18 protein-coding genes are annotated in these 20,479 nt (G+C 67.8%); 10 read left to right on the forward strand and 8 right to left on the reverse strand.

Annotation, left to right across the window (positions count from 1 at the left end; genetic code table 11):
* Nucleotide 1: 1 nt before the first annotated feature.
* Entirely contained in the window at nt 2-949 is a 948-nt protein-coding gene (locus tag LG334_RS11570; RefSeq protein WP_404386255.1) for a 2-dehydro-3-deoxygalactonokinase, read from the reverse strand.
* Nucleotides 950-1,119: 170 nt separating this feature from the next.
* Here LG334_RS11570 and LG334_RS11575 point away from each other — a divergent pair, with 170 nt between their 5' ends.
* From LG334_RS11575 to LG334_RS11590, 4 genes are read left to right on the forward strand one after another with little or no spacing between them, the layout of a single operon-like run.
* Nucleotides 1,120-1,383, forward strand: coding sequence for a GlsB/YeaQ/YmgE family stress response membrane protein (locus LG334_RS11575; protein WP_404386257.1), 264 nt, complete (start codon nt 1,120-1,122; stop codon nt 1,381-1,383).
* A 24-nt stretch (nt 1,384-1,407) separates the two neighbouring features.
* Entirely contained in the window at nt 1,408-3,711 is a 2,304-nt protein-coding gene (locus LG334_RS11580; RefSeq protein WP_404386259.1) for a penicillin acylase family protein, read from the forward strand.
* Between the two features lie 3 nt (nt 3,712-3,714).
* The gene (locus tag LG334_RS11585) at nt 3,715-5,292 is read left to right on the forward strand and encodes a GH3 auxin-responsive promoter family protein (RefSeq protein WP_404386261.1); all 1,578 of its coding nucleotides are present in this window, start codon (nt 3,715-3,717) and stop codon (nt 5,290-5,292) included.
* A 24-nt stretch (nt 5,293-5,316) separates the two neighbouring features.
* On the forward strand, nt 5,317-6,342 hold the full coding sequence (locus LG334_RS11590; RefSeq protein ID WP_404386263.1) for a dienelactone hydrolase family protein: 1,026 nt from the start codon (nt 5,317-5,319) through the stop codon (nt 6,340-6,342).
* Here the strand turns inward: LG334_RS11590 and LG334_RS11595 are convergent.
* The 3 genes from LG334_RS11595 to LG334_RS11605 all read right to left on the reverse strand — a co-directional run bounded on the left by LG334_RS11595 (nt 6,329) and on the right by LG334_RS11605 (nt 8,781).
* Entirely contained in the window at nt 6,329-6,775 is a 447-nt protein-coding gene (locus LG334_RS11595) for a universal stress protein (RefSeq protein WP_404386265.1), read from the reverse strand. The two genes, LG334_RS11590 and LG334_RS11595, sit on opposite strands and share 14 nt — an antisense overlap.
* Before the next feature lie 86 nt (nt 6,776-6,861).
* Nucleotides 6,862-8,142 carry a TRAP transporter large permease gene (locus tag LG334_RS11600; RefSeq protein WP_404386267.1) on the reverse strand — a complete coding sequence of 427 codons (1,281 nt, stop codon included), beginning with the start codon at nt 8,140-8,142 and terminating at the stop codon, nt 6,862-6,864.
* Between the two features lie 24 nt (nt 8,143-8,166).
* Nucleotides 8,167-8,781 (reverse strand): TRAP transporter small permease, encoded by a 615-nt coding sequence (locus LG334_RS11605; RefSeq protein WP_404386269.1) that lies wholly within the window; start codon nt 8,779-8,781, stop codon nt 8,167-8,169.
* Nucleotides 8,782-9,334: 553 nt separating this feature from the next.
* Between LG334_RS11605 and dctP the strand changes: the two genes are divergently transcribed.
* Nucleotides 9,335-10,378, forward strand: a complete 1,044-nt coding sequence (gene dctP / locus LG334_RS11610; protein WP_404386271.1) for a TRAP transporter substrate-binding protein DctP — start codon at nt 9,335-9,337, stop codon at nt 10,376-10,378.
* An 89-nt stretch (nt 10,379-10,467) separates the two neighbouring features.
* On the opposite strand, the gene LG334_RS11615 is transcribed toward dctP, so the two are convergent.
* Complete coding sequence (locus LG334_RS11615; RefSeq protein WP_404386273.1) at nt 10,468-11,448, reverse strand: 2-hydroxyacid dehydrogenase; 981 nt, start codon at nt 11,446-11,448, stop codon at nt 10,468-10,470.
* 84 nt (nt 11,449-11,532) lie between these two features.
* On the opposite strand from LG334_RS11615, the gene LG334_RS11620 reads away from it, so the two are divergent.
* Both LG334_RS11620 and LG334_RS11625 read left to right on the forward strand, forming a co-directional pair.
* Nucleotides 11,533-12,414: an NAD(P)-dependent oxidoreductase gene (locus LG334_RS11620; protein ID WP_404386275.1), complete on the forward strand. Its 882-nt coding sequence runs from the start codon at nt 11,533-11,535 to the stop codon at nt 12,412-12,414.
* A gap of 65 nt (nt 12,415-12,479) precedes the next feature.
* On the forward strand, nt 12,480-13,277 hold the full coding sequence (locus LG334_RS11625) for a CoxG family protein (protein ID WP_404386277.1): 798 nt from the start codon (nt 12,480-12,482) through the stop codon (nt 13,275-13,277).
* 106 nt (nt 13,278-13,383) lie between these two features.
* On the opposite strand, the gene infA is transcribed toward LG334_RS11625, so the two are convergent.
* Both infA and LG334_RS11635 read right to left on the reverse strand, forming a co-directional pair.
* Nucleotides 13,384-13,605 (reverse strand): translation initiation factor IF-1, encoded by a 222-nt coding sequence (infA, locus tag LG334_RS11630; RefSeq protein WP_404386279.1) that lies wholly within the window; start codon nt 13,603-13,605, stop codon nt 13,384-13,386.
* A 246-nt stretch (nt 13,606-13,851) separates the two neighbouring features.
* Nucleotides 13,852-15,030, reverse strand: a complete 1,179-nt coding sequence (locus LG334_RS11635; RefSeq protein WP_404386281.1) for a M20 aminoacylase family protein — start codon at nt 15,028-15,030, stop codon at nt 13,852-13,854.
* 148 nt (nt 15,031-15,178) lie between these two features.
* Here LG334_RS11635 and LG334_RS11640 point away from each other — a divergent pair, with 148 nt between their 5' ends.
* The 3 genes from LG334_RS11640 to LG334_RS11650 all read left to right on the forward strand — a co-directional run bounded on the left by LG334_RS11640 (nt 15,179) and on the right by LG334_RS11650 (nt 18,162).
* On the forward strand, nt 15,179-16,432 hold the full coding sequence (locus LG334_RS11640) for an MFS transporter (protein WP_404386283.1): 1,254 nt from the start codon (nt 15,179-15,181) through the stop codon (nt 16,430-16,432).
* A complete protein-coding gene (locus LG334_RS11645) occupies nt 16,429-17,202 on the forward strand; it encodes an S-adenosyl-l-methionine hydroxide adenosyltransferase family protein (RefSeq protein ID WP_404378315.1) in 774 nt (257 codons plus the stop codon). The genes LG334_RS11640 and LG334_RS11645 overlap by 4 nt, the downstream gene beginning before the upstream one ends.
* Before the next feature lie 120 nt (nt 17,203-17,322).
* Nucleotides 17,323-18,162: an MBL fold metallo-hydrolase gene (locus LG334_RS11650; protein WP_404378316.1), complete on the forward strand. Its 840-nt coding sequence runs from the start codon at nt 17,323-17,325 to the stop codon at nt 18,160-18,162.
* A 47-nt stretch (nt 18,163-18,209) separates the two neighbouring features.
* On the opposite strand, the gene LG334_RS11655 is transcribed toward LG334_RS11650, so the two are convergent.
* On the reverse strand, nt 18,210-20,462 hold the full coding sequence (locus tag LG334_RS11655) for a CHASE2 domain-containing protein (RefSeq protein WP_404378318.1): 2,253 nt from the start codon (nt 20,460-20,462) through the stop codon (nt 18,210-18,212).
* Nucleotides 20,463-20,479: the final 17 nt, after the last annotated feature.

Below are 20,479 nucleotides of genomic sequence, written 5' to 3' on the forward strand. Positions count from 1 at the left end.
CTCAGCGGCCGGCGGCGTCTTCGGCGCGGTGCTTCTGGTGCCTGGCGACGACGGCCCGAACGCCGCGCTGCGTCGCCTCCTTGGCGGAAATCCAGCGGGGCGTGTGGCCGCAGGCGCGCAGCGCGGCCTCATAGGGCCCGCGCAGGGCATCGGCGGAGACCAGCAGGATTTCCTGCCCCGGATGGTAGCTGTCCTCCATGGCGCGGACCTCGTGGCCGATCAGCAGGCCCGACAGGAACGGCGCGATCTCTCCGCCGCCCAAGTCGCCGTAGAGGTGGCGGGAGCGGGCAGTGAAGATGTGATGCAGCAGGCCGTCCGGACGGTCGGATTGCAGCAAGCCGCGCTCAAACGCGCTGTCCGACCACGGCGCCTTGCGGTCGGCGGGCTGCCCCAGGATGGTATGGTCCAGGCAGGTCTGGAAGATCTCGCCGGTCATGGAGGTGGTGAAGCGGATCAGCTTGCCGTCCTTCACCTCCGCCCATTTGGAGTGGTTGCCCGGCAGGCAGAGCGTGGCGTCCTTGCAGCCGGCCGCGTCGATCGCGCCGAAAATCTGCACTTCCTCGCCGCGCATGACGTCGACGCGGTCCTGCTCGCCCTCCAGCCGGACGCCGGGGACGATCCAGGTGTCGCGCATTTCCTCCACCGGCACCACATGCTCGGCCAGGTCGTCGGGGCCCTGGGGCAGGGGCGGCTGGGGCGCCGTCAGCCAGCCCAGGACAGAACCCACCATGCCCGCCATGTACACCGGCGGGCGGGTTTGCGAGGGATCATCCCGCCAGCGCGACAGCACCGCGCGGCAGTAGCCCGGAAACTCGGACCGCGCCAGGTCCCGCATGCCGCGGCCTTCGGGAATTTCGTCCAGGACGGCGTCGGTTTCCAGGTCGACCAGCCAGGCCCGGAAGGACTTGGCGCCCCAGTCGACGATAATCACCCGCTGCTGTTCGGACATCCGGCTCTCCTTCCCGCGAGATGGCGCGATGGTGTTGCGCTGACGCTTCCCCGGTATCTACGAGGCTTCGGCCTCGCGGTCAACGCGCGGCGCACGAAAGCGGTGCCGCGAGCGTTGAAGGTGCAGGAACCACCGGCGCCTCGCGCGCCACATGCAGGAGGACCGCTACCATGGGAATCATCGCCTGGATCGTCTTCGGCCTGATCGCCGGGATCGTCGCCAAGCTGCTCATGCCGGGGAGGGACCCCGGCGGCTTCATTATCACCATCCTGCTGGGCATCGCCGGCGCGCTGGTGGGCGGCTTCATCGCCCGAGCGATCGGGATCGGCGCCGGGGTGACCGGCTTCAACTTCGGCAGCTTCATCATCGCCGTCCTGGGCGCGATCCTGCTGCTCGTCATCTATCGCATGGTGAAGGGCCGTAAAGCGCGCTGATGCTGTTTTGCAGGGGGAGGTGAGATGAGCCGTTTATCGGCAGTGGCTGGTATTTCCATTCTGGCGGCGCGGCTTGCGGGCGGAAGCCTCGTGCCGCGCCGCCGCCTCACCCTGCGCGAGCGCTTGCACAACGTGCCGATCGACGACGCGCCGCTGGCCGCGCCCGCCGCCATCCACTGGAACCAGCACATGGTGCCCTTCATCGAGGCCGCCGACGAGCCCGATCTGGCCGTCGCGTTGGGTGTGGTGCACGGCCACCTGCGCCTTGCCCAGTTGGAGGCGATGCGGCGCATCTCGCAGGGGCGGGTGGCGGAAGTCCTGGGTCCGGCGGCGGTGGAGGCCGATCATGTGCTTCGGGTGCTGGACCTCGGCCGGGCGACCCCGGCGATGGAGGCGATGCTGCCCGGCGACACGCGCGCCTGGCTCCAGGGCTTCGCGGACGGCCTCAACCACGTCATCGCCCACGTCAACCGCGCCAAACGCTACCGGCCGGAGGAGTTGCGCCTGCTGGGCATCGCGCCGCAGCCCTGGACGGTGGCGGACCTGCTGACGCTCGGCCGGCTGGCGGCGACGGATTTTACCTGGAAAGTCTGGATACGGCTCCTCAAGCTGCGCGGCCGGCCCGACTGGCTGAAGCTGTGGAGCCGCCTCATGGACGTGGGCGGCGAGCCCCCCGTGCCGGCCCTGTCGGGCTCCGGCGGGGCGGACGGCGGCGCAGTCGAGGCGCTGGACTGGCTGTGCGACACCTTCGGGCGGCCCGGCGGCAGCAATTCCGTCGCCGTGGATGCCTCGGGCGGAGCCGACGGCGCGGCCAAGATCGCCAGCGACCCGCACCTGCCCATCACCCTGCCCAACCTGTGGCTGCTGGTCGGGATGCACTGCCCGACCCTGCACTGCGTCGGCTACATGGTGCCGGGCGTGCCCGCCGTCGCCATGGGCCGCAACCCCTGGATCGCCTGGGGCGGCACGTCGCTCCACGCGGCGTCGAGCGAGCTTTTCGACCTGTCCGACCTGCCGGACGGTGCGGTGAGAGAGCGGCGCGAGACCATCCGCGTGCGCTGGGGCGCCGACCGCGAGGTCTCCATTGGCGAGACGGACTGGGGCCCTGTGCTTTCAGACGCGCCGCTGATCGGACCGAAGCAGGCCGATGGGGATGCGCCGCGCCCGCGGTTCGCGTTGCGCTGGGTGGGGCATGATCCGTCCGACGAGATTACGGCCCTGCTTCGCGTCAACCGCGCCCGCGACCTGGGTGAGTTCCGGGCCGCGCTGGACGGCTTTGCCGTCCCGGCGCAGAACATGGTCTATGCCGACGAACGCGGCAAGATCGCCCAGGTCATTGCCGCGCACCTTCCCGGGCGCCCCCTGACGGCGCCCGAGGACATGCTGGCTCCGCGCACCGACCTGGACCAGTGGTGGAGCCAACGGGTGACTGGCACCGACCTGCCGGCGTTGGTGGAGCCGGCGGAGGGCTTCGTTGCCTCGGCCAACAACCGGCCGGAGGAAACCCCGGCGGTGGCGGTAAGCTGGTTCTTTTCCCCTGATGATCGCGTCACGCGCCTGCGCCAGTTGCTGGCTGAGGGGCCGCCGCTGACGGTCGATCGGCTGAAGGCTCTCCAGTCCGACGTCACCATGCCGGGCGCTCTGGTTCTGCGCGACGCGCTGCTCGGCCTGGCGCCGGCGAAGCCCGAGCATGAGGACATCCGCCGCCACCTCATGGACTGGACCGGAACCTATGACGCCGACAGCGCCGGTGCGCTCGCCTTCGAGTTGTTCGTGAACGCCTTCGCCGAAGCCCTTCACGGCGAAGAAGATCTGGCGATCTACACCGCGACATGGGACCCCTGGGCCCTGCTGCGTGACGACCTGGAGCGCCTGGACCCCGAGCGCCTCGGCACCGCCGCGCTGGCGGGGCTGGACAGGGCCGGGGAGGGCGTGCGGCGCCACCGCACCTGGGGCGCCGTCCATCGCCTGCGGCTGTCCCATGTGCTCGGCGCCCTGCCCGGCATCGGACGGCGGTGGCGGTTCGTCGACGCGCCCGTCGCGGGTTCCAACGAAACCGTGATGAAAACGGCCCACGGCTTTTCCGGCGGCCCCCATGCGGTGCGGCTGGGCGCCAACGCACGGCACGTGTCCGATCTCGCGGACATGGACGCCAACTGGTTCGTTCTCATGGGAGGACAGGACGCCCGGCCGGGCAGCGTCTGCTTTCTCGACCAGTGGGACCTGTGGCGAGAGGGGGAGATGATGCACGTACCCCTGCGGCTGGAAAGCGTGCGCCGTGATTTCCCCTACCGCACCACCCTGCGTCCGCCAGCGGGAGGAGGCTGACCGATGATCGATGCGACGCCGCTGCTGCGCCTGCGCGCGCGCTGGCGCCTTCGCCAGCTCCGCCGCATGGACCCGCGCGCGGCCCAGGAAAATCAGCTTCGCCAGCTTCTGAAGACGGCCGCCGGCACCCGATTCGGACAGGCGCATGACTTCGGTCGTCTGCGCACGGTGGAGGACTTCCAGAAGGCCGTGCCGCTGCGCCGCTACGAGGACTTCTGGACGGAGTGGTGGAAGCCAGCCTTTCCGGCCATGGAGAACGCCACCTGGCCCGGCCGCACGCCGTATCTGGCCGTCAGCAGCGGCACCACGGCTGGACGGACCAAGTTTATTCCCGTCACCAAGCCCATGGCGAAGGCGAACCAGCGGGCGGTCCTGGACCTGTTGAGCTTCCACGTCGCGGCGCGGCCGAACACGCGCATCCTGGGCGGACGCAGCTTCATGCTGGGCGGCACCACGATCATGGAGGACGAGGGCGACGGCGTGCTCTCGGGTGACCTGACGGGCATCGCCGCGCGCGAGGTGCCCGCCTGGGCGCGCTCGCGGTATTATCCGCCGGGTGATCTTGCGCGAATCGCGGACTGGGACGAGAAGATGGCCGCACTGGGCGCGGATTCCGTGGAGCGCGACATCCGCCTGATCGGCGGCACGGCGAGCTGGCTGCTCCTGTTCCTGGAACGCACCGCCGGCCGTCCGGCCGAGGACATTGATCTGCGGTCGCTGTATCCGGGTCTGGAGATGGTCGTCTACGGCGGGGTGAATTTCGAGCCCTACCGCGAGCGCTATCAGGCCATGGCGCGGGCCGACTGGGGCACGCGGCCCGTGGACCTGCGCGAGGTCTACCCCGCCAGCGAGGGCTTCATCGCGTGCGCCGACCGGGGCGTTGGCGAGGGCCTGAGGCTGTTCCTCGACAACGGCCTTTTCCTGGAGTTCGTGCCGGTGGAGGAACTGGACTCGGCCCACCCGCGCCGGTTCTGGGTGGGCAACGTCGAGGCTGGTGTGACCTATGCCGTCATCGTCTCCAGCAATGCCGGCGTGTGGTCCTATGTGTTGGGCGACGCGGTGCGTTTCGTGGACCTTGATCCGCCGCGCGTCATCGTCGCCGGCCGCACCGCCTACACCCTGTCGGCCTTCGGCGAGCACCTGGAGGGCGAGGAGATCGAGGCCGCCGTCACCACCGCCGCCCGGCACCGCGGGCGGGCCGTTTCGGACTGGTCGGTCGGGGCGCTCTACCCGGAACGGGCCGGCCACCAGGGCGGGCACCTCTATGTGGTGGAGTTCGCCGGGGAGCCGCCGCCCGACAACGCGCAGGCGCGCCGCTTCATCGCAGACGTGGACGCGCGGCTTCAGGACTCCAACGACGACTACCGCGTCCACCGCACCGGCACCGTCGGAATGGACCCGCCGCGCCTGCTGGTGGCCGCGCCCGGCACCTTCGCCGCCTGGATGAAGGCGCGCGGCCGGGCCGGCGGGCAGAACAAGGTGCCGCGTGTGATCGCCGACCGGGGCCTCTTCCGCCAGTTGTGCGAGTTCGCCCGCGACCTGGGCGCCCGCGAGGTCGAAGGATCAAAGGCGCAACCCTGATCCTTCGACAGGGGTTCAAACAGCATGACGATCACGCTGCGTTCCGAAGAGGCCGCCTTTGAAACCTCCACGCCCTTCATCTTGAAGGATGTGCCCGAGGCCAGGCGGCACCCGATCCGGGGGCGGGGATACCTGTACCGCCCCCAGGTGGCCGAGGGCGAGGCCGACCCGTGCCCGAAGCGCCCGGCGGTGGTGGTGTCGCAAGGGCTCGGCGGCCTCAAGCAGGCCCGCGAGCACACCTACGGCCGCCGTCTGGCCGAGCACGGCTATGTGGCGCTCGTGGTGGACAGCTTCGCCATCCGCGGCAAGGACCACGACAGCCACAGCAAGCGCGCCCTGGCGGCGACGGAAAGCACCATGCTGGCCGATGCCTTCGCCGCGCTGCGCGCGCTGGCACACCGGCCCGACGTAGACCCGGATTTAATCGGCATCGTCGGCTTCTCCTACGGCGGCATGATCACGGTGCTGACGGCCTATGAGCAGATGCGCCGCCTGTTCCTGGGCGGCACGCCGGACGCGGATCTGCGATTCGCAGCGCATGTGTCCTTCTACGGCTCGTCGGTGCCGCGCCTGGACGACCCCGCGGCGACAGGGGCGCCGGTGCTGATCCTCAACGGGGCGCTGGACGCCAATGTCTCGCTCAAGCGCACCAGCCGGATCGCCGATGATCTGCGGCGCGGCGGATCACCGGTGGAAGAGGTGGTGCTGCCCGGCACCTATCACCAGTGGGACAGCGACGATGCAACGCCGCGCTTCGTCCGCTGGTCCATCAGGAACGTGAAGATGCGGGTCAAGCGCGACAACACCATCCGCGACGAGATCACCGGCATAGAGGTGCGCGGCAAGGCCTCCCGCACCATCGCCATCGGCGCCGGCACCAGTCCGCGCGGCTACCTCATCAAGATGGACGCCGAGGCGACGCAGAAAGGCCTGGACCTCATGTTCGCGCACTTCGACCGCGCCTTCGGGTGGCGTCCGGAAAAGGGCGCGCGCACCGCCGTCGCGGCGCCCGAACGCGGCGTCGAGGGTGCGGCCGTCACTTCACAGTGATGCAGGTGCAGGAGGCGAGCGTTGCAACGCGGTTGGATGTCGAGCCCAGCAACCCGCCGCCGCCATCGCCGATGCCGCGCTTGCCCATGACGATGCAGTCGATGCCCTTGTCCTTGGAATACTCAAGGATGGTGCGCGCGGCCTTTCCGCGCTTGACGATTTTCTTGATGCCGGTCGCGCCCAGTTCCTCCGCCCGCTTGGCGGCCATGTCGACGATCTCCTGTGCGATCTGGCGCAGGGCTTCGTCGGGACCGGCCAGTTCCTGGCGCGGACGCACCAGCGAGTGCGAGCTTTCGAACATGCCGTAGTGGCGGTAGACCGACAGGATGTGCAGGTTGGAGTCGAACTTGTCCTCCAGTTGCACGGCCAGTTCCAGTGCCTTCATGGCATGGTCCGAGCCATCCACCGCGACGAGCAGGTTCTTGAAATACATGATGTTTCCCTCCTTGGTCCCCCAGTGCCGCACGGCCCGGGCAAGGCCGGGCCGTGGGTGTGTTGGTCGGTCGCCGACACTCCGCCCTAGCGGAAGGCGAGGTCGCGCAGGAACAGCGCGATCTGCGGGAACGCGATCAGCAGAACCGCGGCCGACAGCAGGATGATGATGAACGGCGGCGTGCCCCGGATGACGTCGAAATATGGCCGCCGGAAGATAGCGATGGCCGTGAAGATGTCGCAGCCGAACGGTGGCGTGGCCGAGCCGATGGCCACCTGCAAGGTGACGATGGTGCCCACCAGCACCGGATCCAGTCCCGACTGCTGCACCAGCGGCGCAAAGATCGGCACCAGCACCAGGATCACCACGATCGGGTCCACGAACATGCAGCCGACGAAGAAGGCAATGGAGATTGCGATCAGGATGACCGTCGGTCCTGCGGTCTCCAGCCCCAGGCTGCCGATGATGGCCTGCGGGATCATGGCAAAGCTGATGACCCACGAGAACGCCGCTCCGGCCCCGACCAGAATGAACACGACGGCCGTGATCAGCCCGGTGGACAGCGCGATGTCGGGAATTTCTTTGAGGCTGACCGAGCGGAAGATCAGCACCTCCAGGATCAGCGCGTAGGCCACCGACACCGCCGCGGCCTCGGTCGGGCTGAAGATGCCGCCGTAGATGCCGCCGATGATGATGACCGGAAAGCCCAGCGGCCAGATGGCGCCCTTCATGGCCTTCAGGCGCTCGCCCCAGGTGGCTTTCGGCTGCGTCGGTATGCCCTCCTTCACCGCGAAGAAGATGGAATAGGCCGAGAACATGGCCAGGATCATCAGGCCCGGCCCGATGCCGGCGATGAACAACTCGGCGATGGACGTGCCCGAAATGACGCCGTAGATGATCATGCCGATGGACGGCGGGATCAGGAAGGCGATGTCGCTGGCGTTGATGGTCAGCGCCATGACGAAGCTGTCCTTGTAGCCGGCCTCCACCATCTTCGGCCGCAGCGGCCCGCCGATGGCGACCACGGTGGCCTGGGTCGAGCCCGAGACGGCGCCGAACAGGGTGCAGGTGGTGGCCGCGGTGACGGCCAGCCCGCCCTTGATGTGGCCGACGAAGGTCATCACCAAGTCCAGCAGGCGGTCGGCCGTGTGACCCTTGGTGACGATGTCGGCGGCCAGGATGAACATCGGCACGGCGATCAGCGCGGTGGGCTTCACCCCGCCGATCATCTGCTGGATGATGTTGGTCTCCGGCATGCCGGGAAAGAAACCGACGAAGGCGATGATGGTCGCGGCAAGCAGCGGAATCATCATGGGGAACCCGAGCAGCAGAAGCCCGATCATGGTTCCCAGCATCACGGCTGTCATGGGTCTGGTCTCCTTGTCCGGGTCCTACTCGCGGTCCTCGCCGCTGCCGGCGGTGGTGCCGTCGATTTCGTCATAGCTGTCGACAGCCTCCCACGATATCCAGACGTCCGGGTCGCGCAGGTTGCGCAGCACCGTCAGCGCGTACTGGATACCAGTGAGAAAGAAGCCGAAGGGCACCCACAGGTAAGTCAGGTACAGCGGCACCCGCAGCGCCGACGTAACCTTGCCCGAGTTGGCGACACTGAGGACGTACTGGTAACTGATCCACGACAGCCAGAACATCACGGCCCCCGTGACGGCGGCGATGATGATCATCAGGATCTTCCGGCCGCGATCCGACAACTGGTCATAGAAGGCCGACATGCGGATGTGACGGCCCCGACGGGTGGCGTAGCCCAACCCCACGAAGGTCACCAGCACGATCAGGAACTGGTTCAACTCTTCAGAAAAATACAGGGACTGTCCGAACACGAAGCGCCCGATGACGTTCGCGATGGTGTTCAGGAACATCAACAGGATGCCGTAGGCCAGGATGAGGGTTTCCACCTTCGCCAGGACGGTATCAAGAATGCTGATGGCGTTGAGGACCGGATGGGGCTTGCCATCCCTGCCGCCAGGAAGCGGATTGCGTCGCTCCATGCGTCTCGAACTCCTTCGACGGCACCGGCGCGAACCGGCGCAACCTCGACTGGCGACACGGAACCATCCCTCGCGTCACCGCGTTCCTCTTCTTGACCGGTGGCCGGAGAGGAATCCTGGCGGCCGATCGGAACATTGAAGTACCTGAAGGCTAGGACAGAAATCGCAAAGTATCAACCGTCCATTGGAGGCCGGTGGGTTCAAGGGAATAATTCATCCGGCCCGCAGGCCTGAGACATAAGTCCATGGTGCGGATGAAACCCTTTAACTTCGGTCGTGCTGCCGACAAAATATTCGGCGGCAGCGATACACGCGCGCGATATTACTGTTGCACACGGGAGAGGGCGCTCTGGAAAGGATTTTATCCTTGCGAATGATTTGAGCCTCTCCTAGCCTTGTAACACTTGAGTCGCCAGCGGCTCGCGCCGCCGCGCGTGCATCATGCCCCGGCGGCCGCCGCTTTTGCGGGCCCGTGCGCGCCCGACCGTCCGCCTAGCGGTGGCGGGGCGTGCCGCGGCCCATCCGATGGGAAACACCCTAAGGGAGAGCCTCAATGACCATTCGCAAGTTCGGTATGGCGCTGACCGCCGCCGCCGCCGTTTTCGCCGGCTCGGCCGTCGTGTCCGCCGCGCAGGCCGAGACCTGGAAGTTCGCGCTGGAGGAAATCGACGGCAGCGTCCAGGACGCCTACGCCGAGAGGTTCAAGGAACTGATCGAGGAGCGCACCAACGGCGAGGTCACGGTCCAGATCTATCCCTACGGCACGCTGGGCACGTCGGCGCAACTGACGGAACTGGTCGCCAACGGCACGCTGCAGTTCGCCAATGCCTCGCCGGGCCACTTGGGCTCGCTGGTGCCCGAGGTGAACGTCTTCAACCTGCCCTACATCCTCAGCCAGAGCGACGACGTCAACAAGAAGGTCCTGACCGAGGGCGAGACCGTCTACGAGATGCTCGCGCCCAAGCTGGAGGAAAAGGGCCTGCAGCTCATCACCATGTATCCCGAGGGCGACATGGTCTGGACCACCAACAAGGAGGTCCGCAGCCCCGAGGACTTCTCGGGCTTCAAGATGCGCACCATGACCTCGCCGATCCTGACCGAAAGCTATAAGGCCATGGGCGCCAACCCGACGCCGATGCCCTATGGCGAGGTCTACGGCGCGCTGCAGCTCAAGCAGATTGACGGCCAAGTCAACCCGGTCTTTGCCATCGAGGAGATGAAGTTCTACGAAGTCTCCGACTACATGATCTGGGCCGGCCAGCAGGAGTTCACGACCACCGTGGTCGCCAACCAGACCTTCTGGGAAAACCTGCCGGAAGACCGACGCCAGATGGTCGACGAGGTGGCCGGCGAACTGGCCGACTTCATCTTCGACGTGAAGACCCAGTACGCCGATGAGCGCCTGGAGAAGATCAAGCAGGCCAAGCCCGACATGCCCATGATCGAACTGACCGAGGAAGAGCGCGCCAAGTTCAAGGAAGCCGCCATGGGCGCGCGCGATACCTTCATCAAGGTCGGCGGCGAGGACGCCCAGAAGGTGCTGGACGCCCTGACGGCCGAGATCGAGGAAACCGAGAAGGAGATGCAGGGCGGCTGATCGCCGGCCTCTTCATCACCTGAGCACTGACCACGGGAACGCCCCGGAAGCCATTGTCTTTCGGGGCGTTTTTGGCTCCCGTGACGCGGTCAGACCACCCGATCTCCGGGCTCCGCGGCGCGCAGCACCACGGCGTCCACGTTGTCCAGCGCGCGGAATCCCATGGCCGTGCGCGTCTCCAGCGTTGCCGTCCCCAGGTGGGGCAGCAGAAAGGCGTTTGGCAGGTCCAGGTAGCCGGGATTGACCGCCGGCTCGCCCTCGAAAACGTCCAGCCCCGCCGCCCGCACGCGGCCGTCCTTCAGGGCGGCGATCAGGGCGGCGTCGTCCACGACCGTCCCGCGCGCGGTATTGATCACCACCGCGCCCTTGGGCAGCAGGCCGATGCGCTCGGCGTTCAGGTAGTGGTGGTTGTCCGCCGATCCGGGAATGTGAATCGACAGGAAATCCGAGACCTCGAGAAGGCTTTCGCTGGTGTCGTGCCACGTCAGGCCCAGGTCCGCCTCCTCGCCCTCGGGCAGGCGGGTGCGCTTGCAGTAGTGCAGGTCCATCCCCAGCGCGCGGGCGCGGCGGGCCAGCGCCACGCCGATGCGTCCCATGCCGAGAATCCCGAGCCGCCGGCCGCCGGGATGAACGCCCAGAAGCTGCGTCGGCGCCCAGCCGGTCCAGTCGCCGCGGCGCAGCAGGCTTTCCGCCTCCCACGCCCGGCGGGCGGCGCCCAGGAGGCAGAGCAGGGCGACGTCGGCGGTGGCCTCGGTGACCACGTCGGGCGTGTTGGTGACGGTCAGCCCGCGCGCGCGGGCGGCGTCGATGTCGATGTGATCGTGACCGACGCTGAAGGTCGCCAGCACGCGCACGCTGTCGGGCAGCGCCTCGATGACCTCGCGCGTGCCCTTCTCGGTGGGCGTGACCATGACGGCGTCGGCTGCAAGGCGCGACGCCGCCTCGGCCAGTTCCAGACCGCCGTACTGGCGGTCTTCGGGGTTCAGATGGGCGTCATAATCCCGCGCCGCCCGCTCGTGCACCGGGTCGGGCAGCCGTCGCGAGATCAGGAGAACCGGTTTGTGAGCCATGGAAATTCCCTTATAGTCGTGGGACATACACACCAACGCCCGGCAATCGGGCGGCCACGCGCGCAGACGGGAGGATAGCTGACAATGACGGTCGGGATCGACACCCACAAGGTCGGCTTCGTGGGCCTGGGCATCATGGCGAAGGGCATGGCCCGCAACGTCATGAAGGCCGGCTACGAGGTTCACGGCTACACCCGCACCAAGAGCAAGGCCCAGGACCTGCTGGACGAGGGCGTCATCTGGCACGACACGGTGGCGGACCTGGCCGAGGCCTGCGGCGTCGTCATCACCATGGTCGGCTATCCGCAGGACGTGGAGGAAGTGTACTACGGCGAGGGCGGCATCCTGGCGCACGCCAAGCCGGGCAGCTACCTGATCGACATGACGACAAGCTCGCCGACCATTGCCGAGCGCATCGCCAACGACGCCGACCAGCGCGGCCTGCACGCCCTGGACGCGCCGGTGTCCGGCGGCGATGTCGGCGCGCGCGAGGGCAAGCTGGCCATCATGTGCGGCGGCAATCAGGCGGATTTCGACGCGGTGAAGCCGCTGTTCGAGACCATGGGCAAGTCCATCGCCCTGCTGGGCCCGGCGGGCGCCGGCCAGCACACCAAGATGGTCAACCAGATCGTCATTTCCGGCACGATCCTGGGCGTCGCGGAGGCCATCGCCTACGCCAAGAAGGCGGGGCTGGACACCGACGCCGTGCTGGACGTGATCGGCAACGGCGCGGCAGGCGGCTTCCAGTTGAACGTGCTGGGCCGGCGCATTGCCCACGGCGACTATGCGCCGGGCTTCTACGTCCATCACTTCCAGAAGGACATGAACATCGCCGCCGCCGAAGCCGAAGGCTTCAACCTCGACCTGCGCGCGTTGAAGCTTGCCATCGAGCAGTACGAGCGCTATGTCGAACAGGGTGGGCGGGAGTCCGGCACCCAGGGCATCTACGAGCTGTACGAGGATTGACGGCCGCGCTGGTGCTCCTTGGGGGAGGGGTGCCGCGCCGCTGACGGCAGGATGGGGATCAGGCCATGAAGTTCACCGGGGAATACCGCATACCCGCGCCCAAGGGCGCCGTCTGGCGCGCCTTGAACGACGTCGGCATCCTCAAGGCGTCCATCCGTCAGGTGGAGGAACTGGAGTGGACCGGCGAGCGCGATCTGAAGACCACCATCCGCGCCCGTGTCGGCCCCATGAAGGCACGCTTCCGCGGCACCATCGAGCTGGCTGACATCGACGCGCCCCACGCCTACACCCTCATCGGCCAGGGCGACGGCGGCGTGGCGGGCTTCGCCAAGGCCACCGCGCGGGTGCGGCTTGAGGAAGCGCCCGAGGCGTCGCACGAGACGGTGTTCATCTACGATTGCGAGGCCGACATCGGCGGCCGGCTGATGACCATCGGCGGCTCGCTGGTGCGCGGCGTGGCGGACCGCGCGGCGGAGTCCTTCTTCGAGGCCTTCGCCGACCGGCTGGTGGTCGCCATCGCCGCCCGCGACGCCAGCCAGGCCCCCGGCGGCACCGACGAGTCATCCTCCGGCCCGGCGGCAGCGCCGGTGGAGGTGGACCCTTTTTCGGGAAAGACATTCCGGGCGGACGCGGCCGTCGTTGAGGCGCCATTCTCATGGAGCGGCGCCGCCTCCCGCCTGTCCGAGCAGTTGAAGGCGCTGGAGGACGATCAGCAGCTTGCCGGGCTTGCCACCGCCGGCCATTGGGACGATCCCGCGCCCCCACCGCGCGACGGCCAGATCCCCGTCAACGCGGCCCTGTTGCTCATCGTCGGCGGCTGGGTGGCCATGGCGGCCATCCTGCTGTTGCTCTTCGCGCTGTAGGCCGGTTTCGAGGCACAAAAATGCCCGCTTTCGCGGGCATCACCGCCATGCTCTGGCGGAGGAGGCGAGGGCGCCTTGCGGCGCCCGCCCTCATGCAAGCCGTCGATCAATGACGGTGGCGGAAGATGATCCGGCCCTTGGTCAGGTCGTAGGGGGTCATCTCGATGTCCACCTTGTCGCCCACCGAGACACGGATGCGGAACTTGCGCATCTTGCCCGCGGTGTGGGCCAGCACTTCGTGGTCGTTTTCCAGCTTCACGCGGAACATCGCGTTCGGCAGCTTTTCGACCACCGTGCCGTTGAATTCGAGGGTTTCTTCCTTCGCCATGCCTGTCTCCTTGCTGGGTCGCCGCGTCCGGCGGCGCGTGACGGCGAAAGCCGTTCGGGCCCTCGCGGCGCGCGGGCTGGGGGCGACCGTCATAGATGAATCTCTTCCCGCATCGCAGGGCACCGAAGCGGCGCACCAAGTAACGGGAATGGGGCGGACCCGGCGGGACCGCCCCTCGAGCGTTGCCAGTTATATAAAGAATGCTTCAGCCGATGTCCAGTTGCGAGCCCCACGCGCGACGGCGCATCAGCGTTGCGGACATTGCGCCTCGGCCAGCCGGGCGAAGAATGTCGCGCCGGTGGTGAGAATCTCGTCGTTGAAATCGTAGCGGGGATTGTGCAGCCCGACGCACCCCAGGTCCGCCGATCCCTCGCCATTGCCGATGAAGCCGTAGGCGCCCGGCTTCTCCTGCAGGAAAAAGCTGAAGTCCTCGGCAAACATCACCGGCGCCTGGTCCAGAACCCGGTCGGCGCCGAAGGTTTCGGCGACCACCGCGCGGGCGGCCTCCGTCTCTTCGGCGGTGTTGACGGTGGGTGGATAGCCGTACTGGTAGTCCACCGAGACCTCGACACCGTGCGCCGCCCCGATGCCCTCGGCGACGCGCTTCATGCTGGCGATCGCCTGCTCGCCGATCTGCTTGTCGAAGTAGCGCACGGTGCCCCCGAGTCGGGCGGCGTCGGGCAGAACATTGAAGGTGTCGCCGGCATGGAACTCGGTGACCGAGACCACAAGCGTCTCATGCGGCGGGCACTGACGGCTGACGAGCGTCTGTAGCGCCTGCACCAGCGCCGCGCCGGCCACGACCGGATCCCGGCCCAGGTGCGGCGCGGCGGCGTGGGCGCCCTTGCCCTGGACGGTGATGGTGAAGCGGTCCGCCGCCGCCATCACGGGGCCGGGAGACACCGCCACCGATCCGGCCGGCAGGCCCGGCATGTTGTGCACGCCCCAGACGGCAGAGACGGGAAAGCGGTCGAACAGGCCGTCCTCGATCATCGCGCGGGCGCCGGCGCGGCCTTCCTCGGCGGGCTGGAAGATGAAGACCAGCGTCCCGGAGAACCGCCGCGTTTCGGCCAGATACCTGGCGGCGCCCAGCAGCATGGTGGTGTGGCCGTCGTGGCCGCAGGCGTGCATGATGCCCTGGTGGACGGACCTGTGCGGACGGTCCTCCACGGCTTCCATAATGGGCAGGGCGTCCATGTCGGCGCGCAGGCCGATCGCCGGGCCGTCGCCCTGGCGCAGCACGCCGACCACGCCCGTGCCGCCGATATCCTCCACCACCTCGTCGAAACCAAAGCCGCGCAGCTTTTCGGCGACGAGAGCCGCGGTACGGTGTTCCTCGAAGGCGAGTTCCGGGTGCCGGTGGATGTCATGGCGCCAGTCCACCAGGTCGTCGTGGAAATCGGCGATGCGGTTGAGCACGGGCATGATGGGAACGGTTCTCCTTGCGGCGGGGCAACGGGCGGCGTCAGTGGCCCTTGCGAAGGTGACACGATCGGGCCTAAGCAGGGAGTATGCAACGACCTTCAGATGGGGCCGGCCGACCGGCGCGACAAGGCAAGGGGCGCGCACGCCCATGAGCGGGACGGCATCCCCCTCCCGCGCCGCCTCCCCGTGGGGCGTGCTGGGGGCGACCACGACCGTGCAGGCGCTGGTCAGCATGGCCGCCCTGACTCCACCGGTCTTCGCCGCCGTGGCGACGGAGGACGTGGGCCTGCCCGGCAGCTTCGTCGGCTATTACACCTCCCTGGTCTACCTGGGCGCCATGGTGACGACGCTGATTTCCGGCGGCATCATCGGCCGCTACGGCGCCATGCGGACAAGCCAGGTCTGCCTTGCGCTGTGCCTGGCGGGCCTGTCGGGCGTCGCAGCCATGCAGGCCGGGCCGCTGGTGGTGATGGCCGTCGTCGGAGCGCTGGTGATCGGGCTTGGGTACGGCCCGGTCACGCCGTCCTCCAGCCACATCCTCGCCCGCACCACTCCACCGGAGCGGCGGGGTCTGGTGTTCTCCATCAAGCAGACGGGCGTGCCCATCGGCGGCATGCTGGCCGGCGCCCTGGTGCCGAGCCTGACGGATGCCATCGGCTGGCGCTGGGCGGCGCTGGTGGTGGGCGCGGCGGCGCTGGCGGTGGCGCTTCTGGTACAGCCGACGCGCCCCGCCCTGGATGCCGACCGCGATCCGCGCAAGCGCGCCAACGTCGCCGCCGTACTGGCCCCTCTGAGCATGATCTGGCGACATGGGCCGTTGCGGCTGTTGTCGGTCGCGTCCTTTACCTTTGCCGCCATCCAGCTCAGCCTGTCGAGCTTCCTGGTGGTCTATCTGGTGCGCCGTGCCGGCATGAGTCTGGTGGATGCCGGCTTGATTCTGGCCGTGGCGCAGGGCGCGGGGATCGCCGGGCGCGTGGTCTGGGGCTGGGTAGCCGACAAATGGATCGGTCCGCGCGCAATGCTGTTGATCCTGGGCGCCGTCATGGCCGCCGCCGCCATTCTCACCGGATGGCTGGCGCCGGTCATGCCGGTGGCGCTGCTGGTGCCCGTGGTCGCCCTGTTCGGCGCCACCGCGATCGGGTGGAACGGCGTCTTCCTGGCGGAGGTGGCGCACCTGGCGCCCAAGGGCCGGGCAGGGGAGGCCACCGGCGGCGCCCTTTTCTTCACCTACGCCGGGGTGGTCTTCGGGCCGAGCCTGTTCGGCATCGCCGTCGAGGTTCTGCCGGGTGACTACGCCTCGGCCTTCACCCTGTTCGGACTGGCGGCGCTGGCCGGCGGCCTGTTGTCGGGGCTTGCCGCGCGCGTCGCTCACACACGGGAAGCGGAGGCAAGCCCGCCATGATCGTCCTGTTCACCGACTTCGGGCTCGCCGGCCCCTATGTCGGCCAAATGAAGGCCGTGCTGGCGCGGGAGGCCCCGACGGTGCCCGTCGTCGACCTGTTTGCCGACGCGCCGTCCTTCGACCCCATGCTGTCGGCCTACCTGCTGGCGGCCTACGCGGCGTGGTTCCCCGCCGGCACGGTGTTTCTGTGCGTGGTCGACCCCGGCGTCGGGACCGATCGCCCCGGCGTGGTGGTGGAAGCCGGCGGCAAACGCTTCGTCGGCCCCGGTAATGGCCTGTTCGAGCCGGTCCTGCGGCGCGCTCCCGACGACACTCGAAGGGCATGGGAGATCACCTGGGAACCCGATGTCTTGAGCGCCAGCTTCCATGGCCGCGACATTTTCGCCCCCATCGCAGCCGGGGTCGCCACCGCCGGAACGGACGCGCTGGCGGGCGAGGGGAGACTGTCGCCGCTGAGCCTGTCGGATGTACGCTGCACCGACTGGCCCGACGACCTGGACCGCATCGTCTACGTCGACCACTACGGCAATGCCATGACCGGCCGGCTTGGGTATCGACTGTCGACAGAGGCCAAACTGGTGCTTCCTGGCGGCATGCGTGTCAGCCACGCCCGCACCTTCGGCGCCGTGCCGGTGGGGCAGGCGTTGTGGTACGTGAACTCCAACGGCCTTGTGGAAATAGCGGTCAATCAGGGACGCGCGGCATCGGTTCTGAGCCTCGCGCCGGGTACGCCGGTCCTGGTCGAGGGCGCGGGCGAAAACCCCAGGTGATCCATCGGAGTAGTTCAACCGATAAAGGATTGATCGTTGTGCGCGAAAAGTGGAATGTTTGCGTATGGAGTCCGGAGCGGGGGCGCCGGAGAGCATGACAGAGCAGGGGCGCGGTTTTAGATGGATTTCTCGGTGACCTTCTGGGGAGTGCGCGGCAGCATCGCCTGCCCGTCGCCGAACCACGTGATCTACGGCGGCAATACCAGCTGCCTGGAGGTTGTCGCCGGGGGGCGCCACATCATCCTGGACGCCGGCACCGGCATCCGCGGCCTGGGCCACAAGGTGATGGAGCAGGGCATTCAGGCCTCCACCCTGCTGCTGACCCACACTCACTGGGACCACATCAACGGCTTCCCCTTCTTCGCGCCGGTCTTCCAGAAGCACCGCAGCCTGGACATCTACGCCGGCCACCTGCACGACGCCGGCGGCATCCAGAGCGTGCTTGCCAGCAGCATGTCCAACCCGGTTTTTCCGGTGCCGCTGGAGGCGCTGCAGGCGGAGCTGACCTTCCACGACTTCAAGGCGGGCGAGACGCTGCTCCTGGGGGATGACGTCACGGTGCGGACCGCCGCGCTGAACCATCCCAACGGGTCGACCGGATACCGGATCGAATACGACGGCAAGGCCATGTGCTATGTCACCGACACCGAGCACCGTCCCGGCGAGCCCGACCGCAACGTGCTGGAGTTGATCCGCGGCGCCGACCTGGTGATCTACGACAGCACCTACACCGACGATGAATACCCGCGCCACGTCGGCTGGGGCCATTCCACCTGGCAGGAGGGCGTGCGTCTCTGCCGGGCCGCCGAGGTAAAGCGCATGGCGATCTTCCACCACGACCCCGACCACGACGATACCTTCATGACGAAGGTGGAGGCCGAGGCGGCAGAGAGCTGGCCCGGCGCCTTCGTCGCGCGCGAGGGCATGACTGTGGACATCGGCGCCTTAAGCAGCGCTTGAGCCTTTCCGCACAACCGGCTGACATGAAAAGCGTTTTCGTGGCGGCCTTATTTGGAGGTCGCCACGAAAACGCCGTCCCAGTCCGCGCCCGGGGGCGTGGCGCGGTATTCGTTCGCGCGGCCGTCGTAAAGGTCATAGAGACCGTCCAGGTCCAGCCCCAGGGTCCGGGCCTCGGCGCGCAGGGCGACGCCCATCTCCGTCATCTCGGTCCACCGCTGCCCGCGATAGAGGGCCAGGAACTGGTCGTGACGGGCCTTGAAGAGCTGCCACTCGCTGCTTGACGCCATGTCCGGCGAGCCCAGCAGGGCGAAAATGCGCACCGGCACGGTCTTGCCCTTCACGCGGATCAGGTCCAGCTCGATCTGGGCGTATTCCGGAGTCAGGCGGGCCGTCTGCTCGCCCAGCACCACGGTCACTCCGTAGGTCTTGGACTGGCCCTCCAGGCGGGATGCCAGGTTCACGTCGTCACCCAGCACCGAATAGTCGAAGCGCTGCTCCGAGCCCATGTTGCCGACGCAAACCGTGCCGGTGTTGAGCCCGATGCCGATGTTGATCGGCACGTGGCGGCGGTTTTCCTCCTTCGCCTCGCGCTCCAGCGCCTCGTTCAGCCCCTTCAGGTTGCCGATCATGGCGAGTGCGGAATCGCAGGCGTTGCGGGCGTGTTCCGGATCGTCCAGGGGCGCGTTCCAGAAGGCCATGATGCAGTCGCCCATGTATTTGTCGATGGTGCCCTGACGGGCCATGATGACGTCGGTCATGGGCGTGAGAAAACGGTTGATGAGGCGCGTCAGCCCCTCGGCGTCGAACAGTTCCGAGATGGTGGTGAAGCCGCGCACGTCGCAGAACATCAGCGTCATGGGCCGCATTTCGCCACCCAGCTTCAGGTGGCTCGGGTCGGATGCCAGCTTTTCCACCAGGGCCGGTGACAGGTACTGGCCGAAGGCCTGGCGCACCTGGGCCTTCTGCTTTTCCTCGCGCACGTAGTTCGAGTACGTCAGGTACATGTAGAGAAGCGTCGCGACCAGGGCCGGATAGACCGGGTCGTAGAGCAGCCGCTGGCTCTGGAACGCCCACCACGAAAAGCCGAACATGGCGGCGACCGAGACGAAGCCGAGCAGGGCGGTCCAGCGGGCGCGGACCATGGGCACCAGGACGATCATCAACAGACCGGCGGCGATGGCCGCCACCAGTTCCTGCCCCAGCGCGTCGCGCGGGCGGATGAGCTGGGTGTTGGTCAGGATGTTCTCTAGGATCTGGGCGTGCACCTCCACGCCGGGCAGGAAAGCATCCACCGGCGACGACTTGATGTCGAGCAGTCCGACGGCGGAGGTGCCGATCAGCACCAGCTTTCCCGCGATCTTCTCCGGCGGCGCGGTGCCATTGATCACCTCGGCGGCGGAGACATACTTTTCGGGGTCCATGTGCGAGAAGTAGACCCACACCCGGCCCTTGTGGTCGGTGCGGATCAGGTTGGGGCGGATGACGATGCCCTCCACGCCCGCCGTGCCGCGCGCCTTGACCGCCAGGCTCTGGTTGCCGGTCGCCACGCGCAGCACCTCCGCCGACAGGCTGGGGTGCAGGGTGCCGTCCACGTTCACCACCATGGGCACGCGGCGGACGATGCCGTCGATCTCGCCGGTGGTGTTGAACACACCCCGGCCCATGGCGGCCTTGTCCAGGATGGGGATGTTGCGGAGCATGCCGGCGTGCCGCTCCACCTTGTCGCGCACGTCCGAGCCGATCAGCGCGATGGACGTGGTGGGGCTGTCCTCGGGCGCCGGAACGGCGTCGGCGCGAACCGACTGTCCCATGACGACGCGGCTCTGGCGGATGACCTGGGCCAGAACCTCGTCGTTGGACGGCATGGATTTCAGCCGCTCGCGCATCTCCGGATCAAGTCCGGGCATGCTGGCCTGCACCAGGGCCGGTGACATGCGGTCGGGCTCGGCGAACACGATATCGAAGCCGATGACCACGGCGCCCATGGCGGTCAGTCTCTGGACCATGTCGGCCACGGTGGTGCGCGGCCAGGGCCACTGCCCGACCTGGTTGAGGGACTTTTCGTCCAGGTCGACGATGGTGACCGGGCGCTGGGTGACCTCGCGAGGCTCGACCTGCTGATAGAGGTCGAAGGTCTTCACCCGCAGGATCTCGATGGGCGTGGGGTCCAGCGTGCGCAGCACCGACAGGGCGATCAGCAGCAGGATGGCCCAGCCGCGCCCCTTGGTCACCGTGCCGCGCGCCGCGCGCCTGATCCATCCCCCGATCCTGCTGCCCCGGCGGCTTTCCCCCGTCGCCATGGACGCCTCTCCCCGTT

It is taken from the genome of Caenispirillum salinarum, from assembly GCF_044803115.1.
Classification (GTDB): Bacteria; Pseudomonadota; Alphaproteobacteria; order Rhodospirillales; family Rhodospirillaceae; genus Caenispirillum; species Caenispirillum salinarum_A.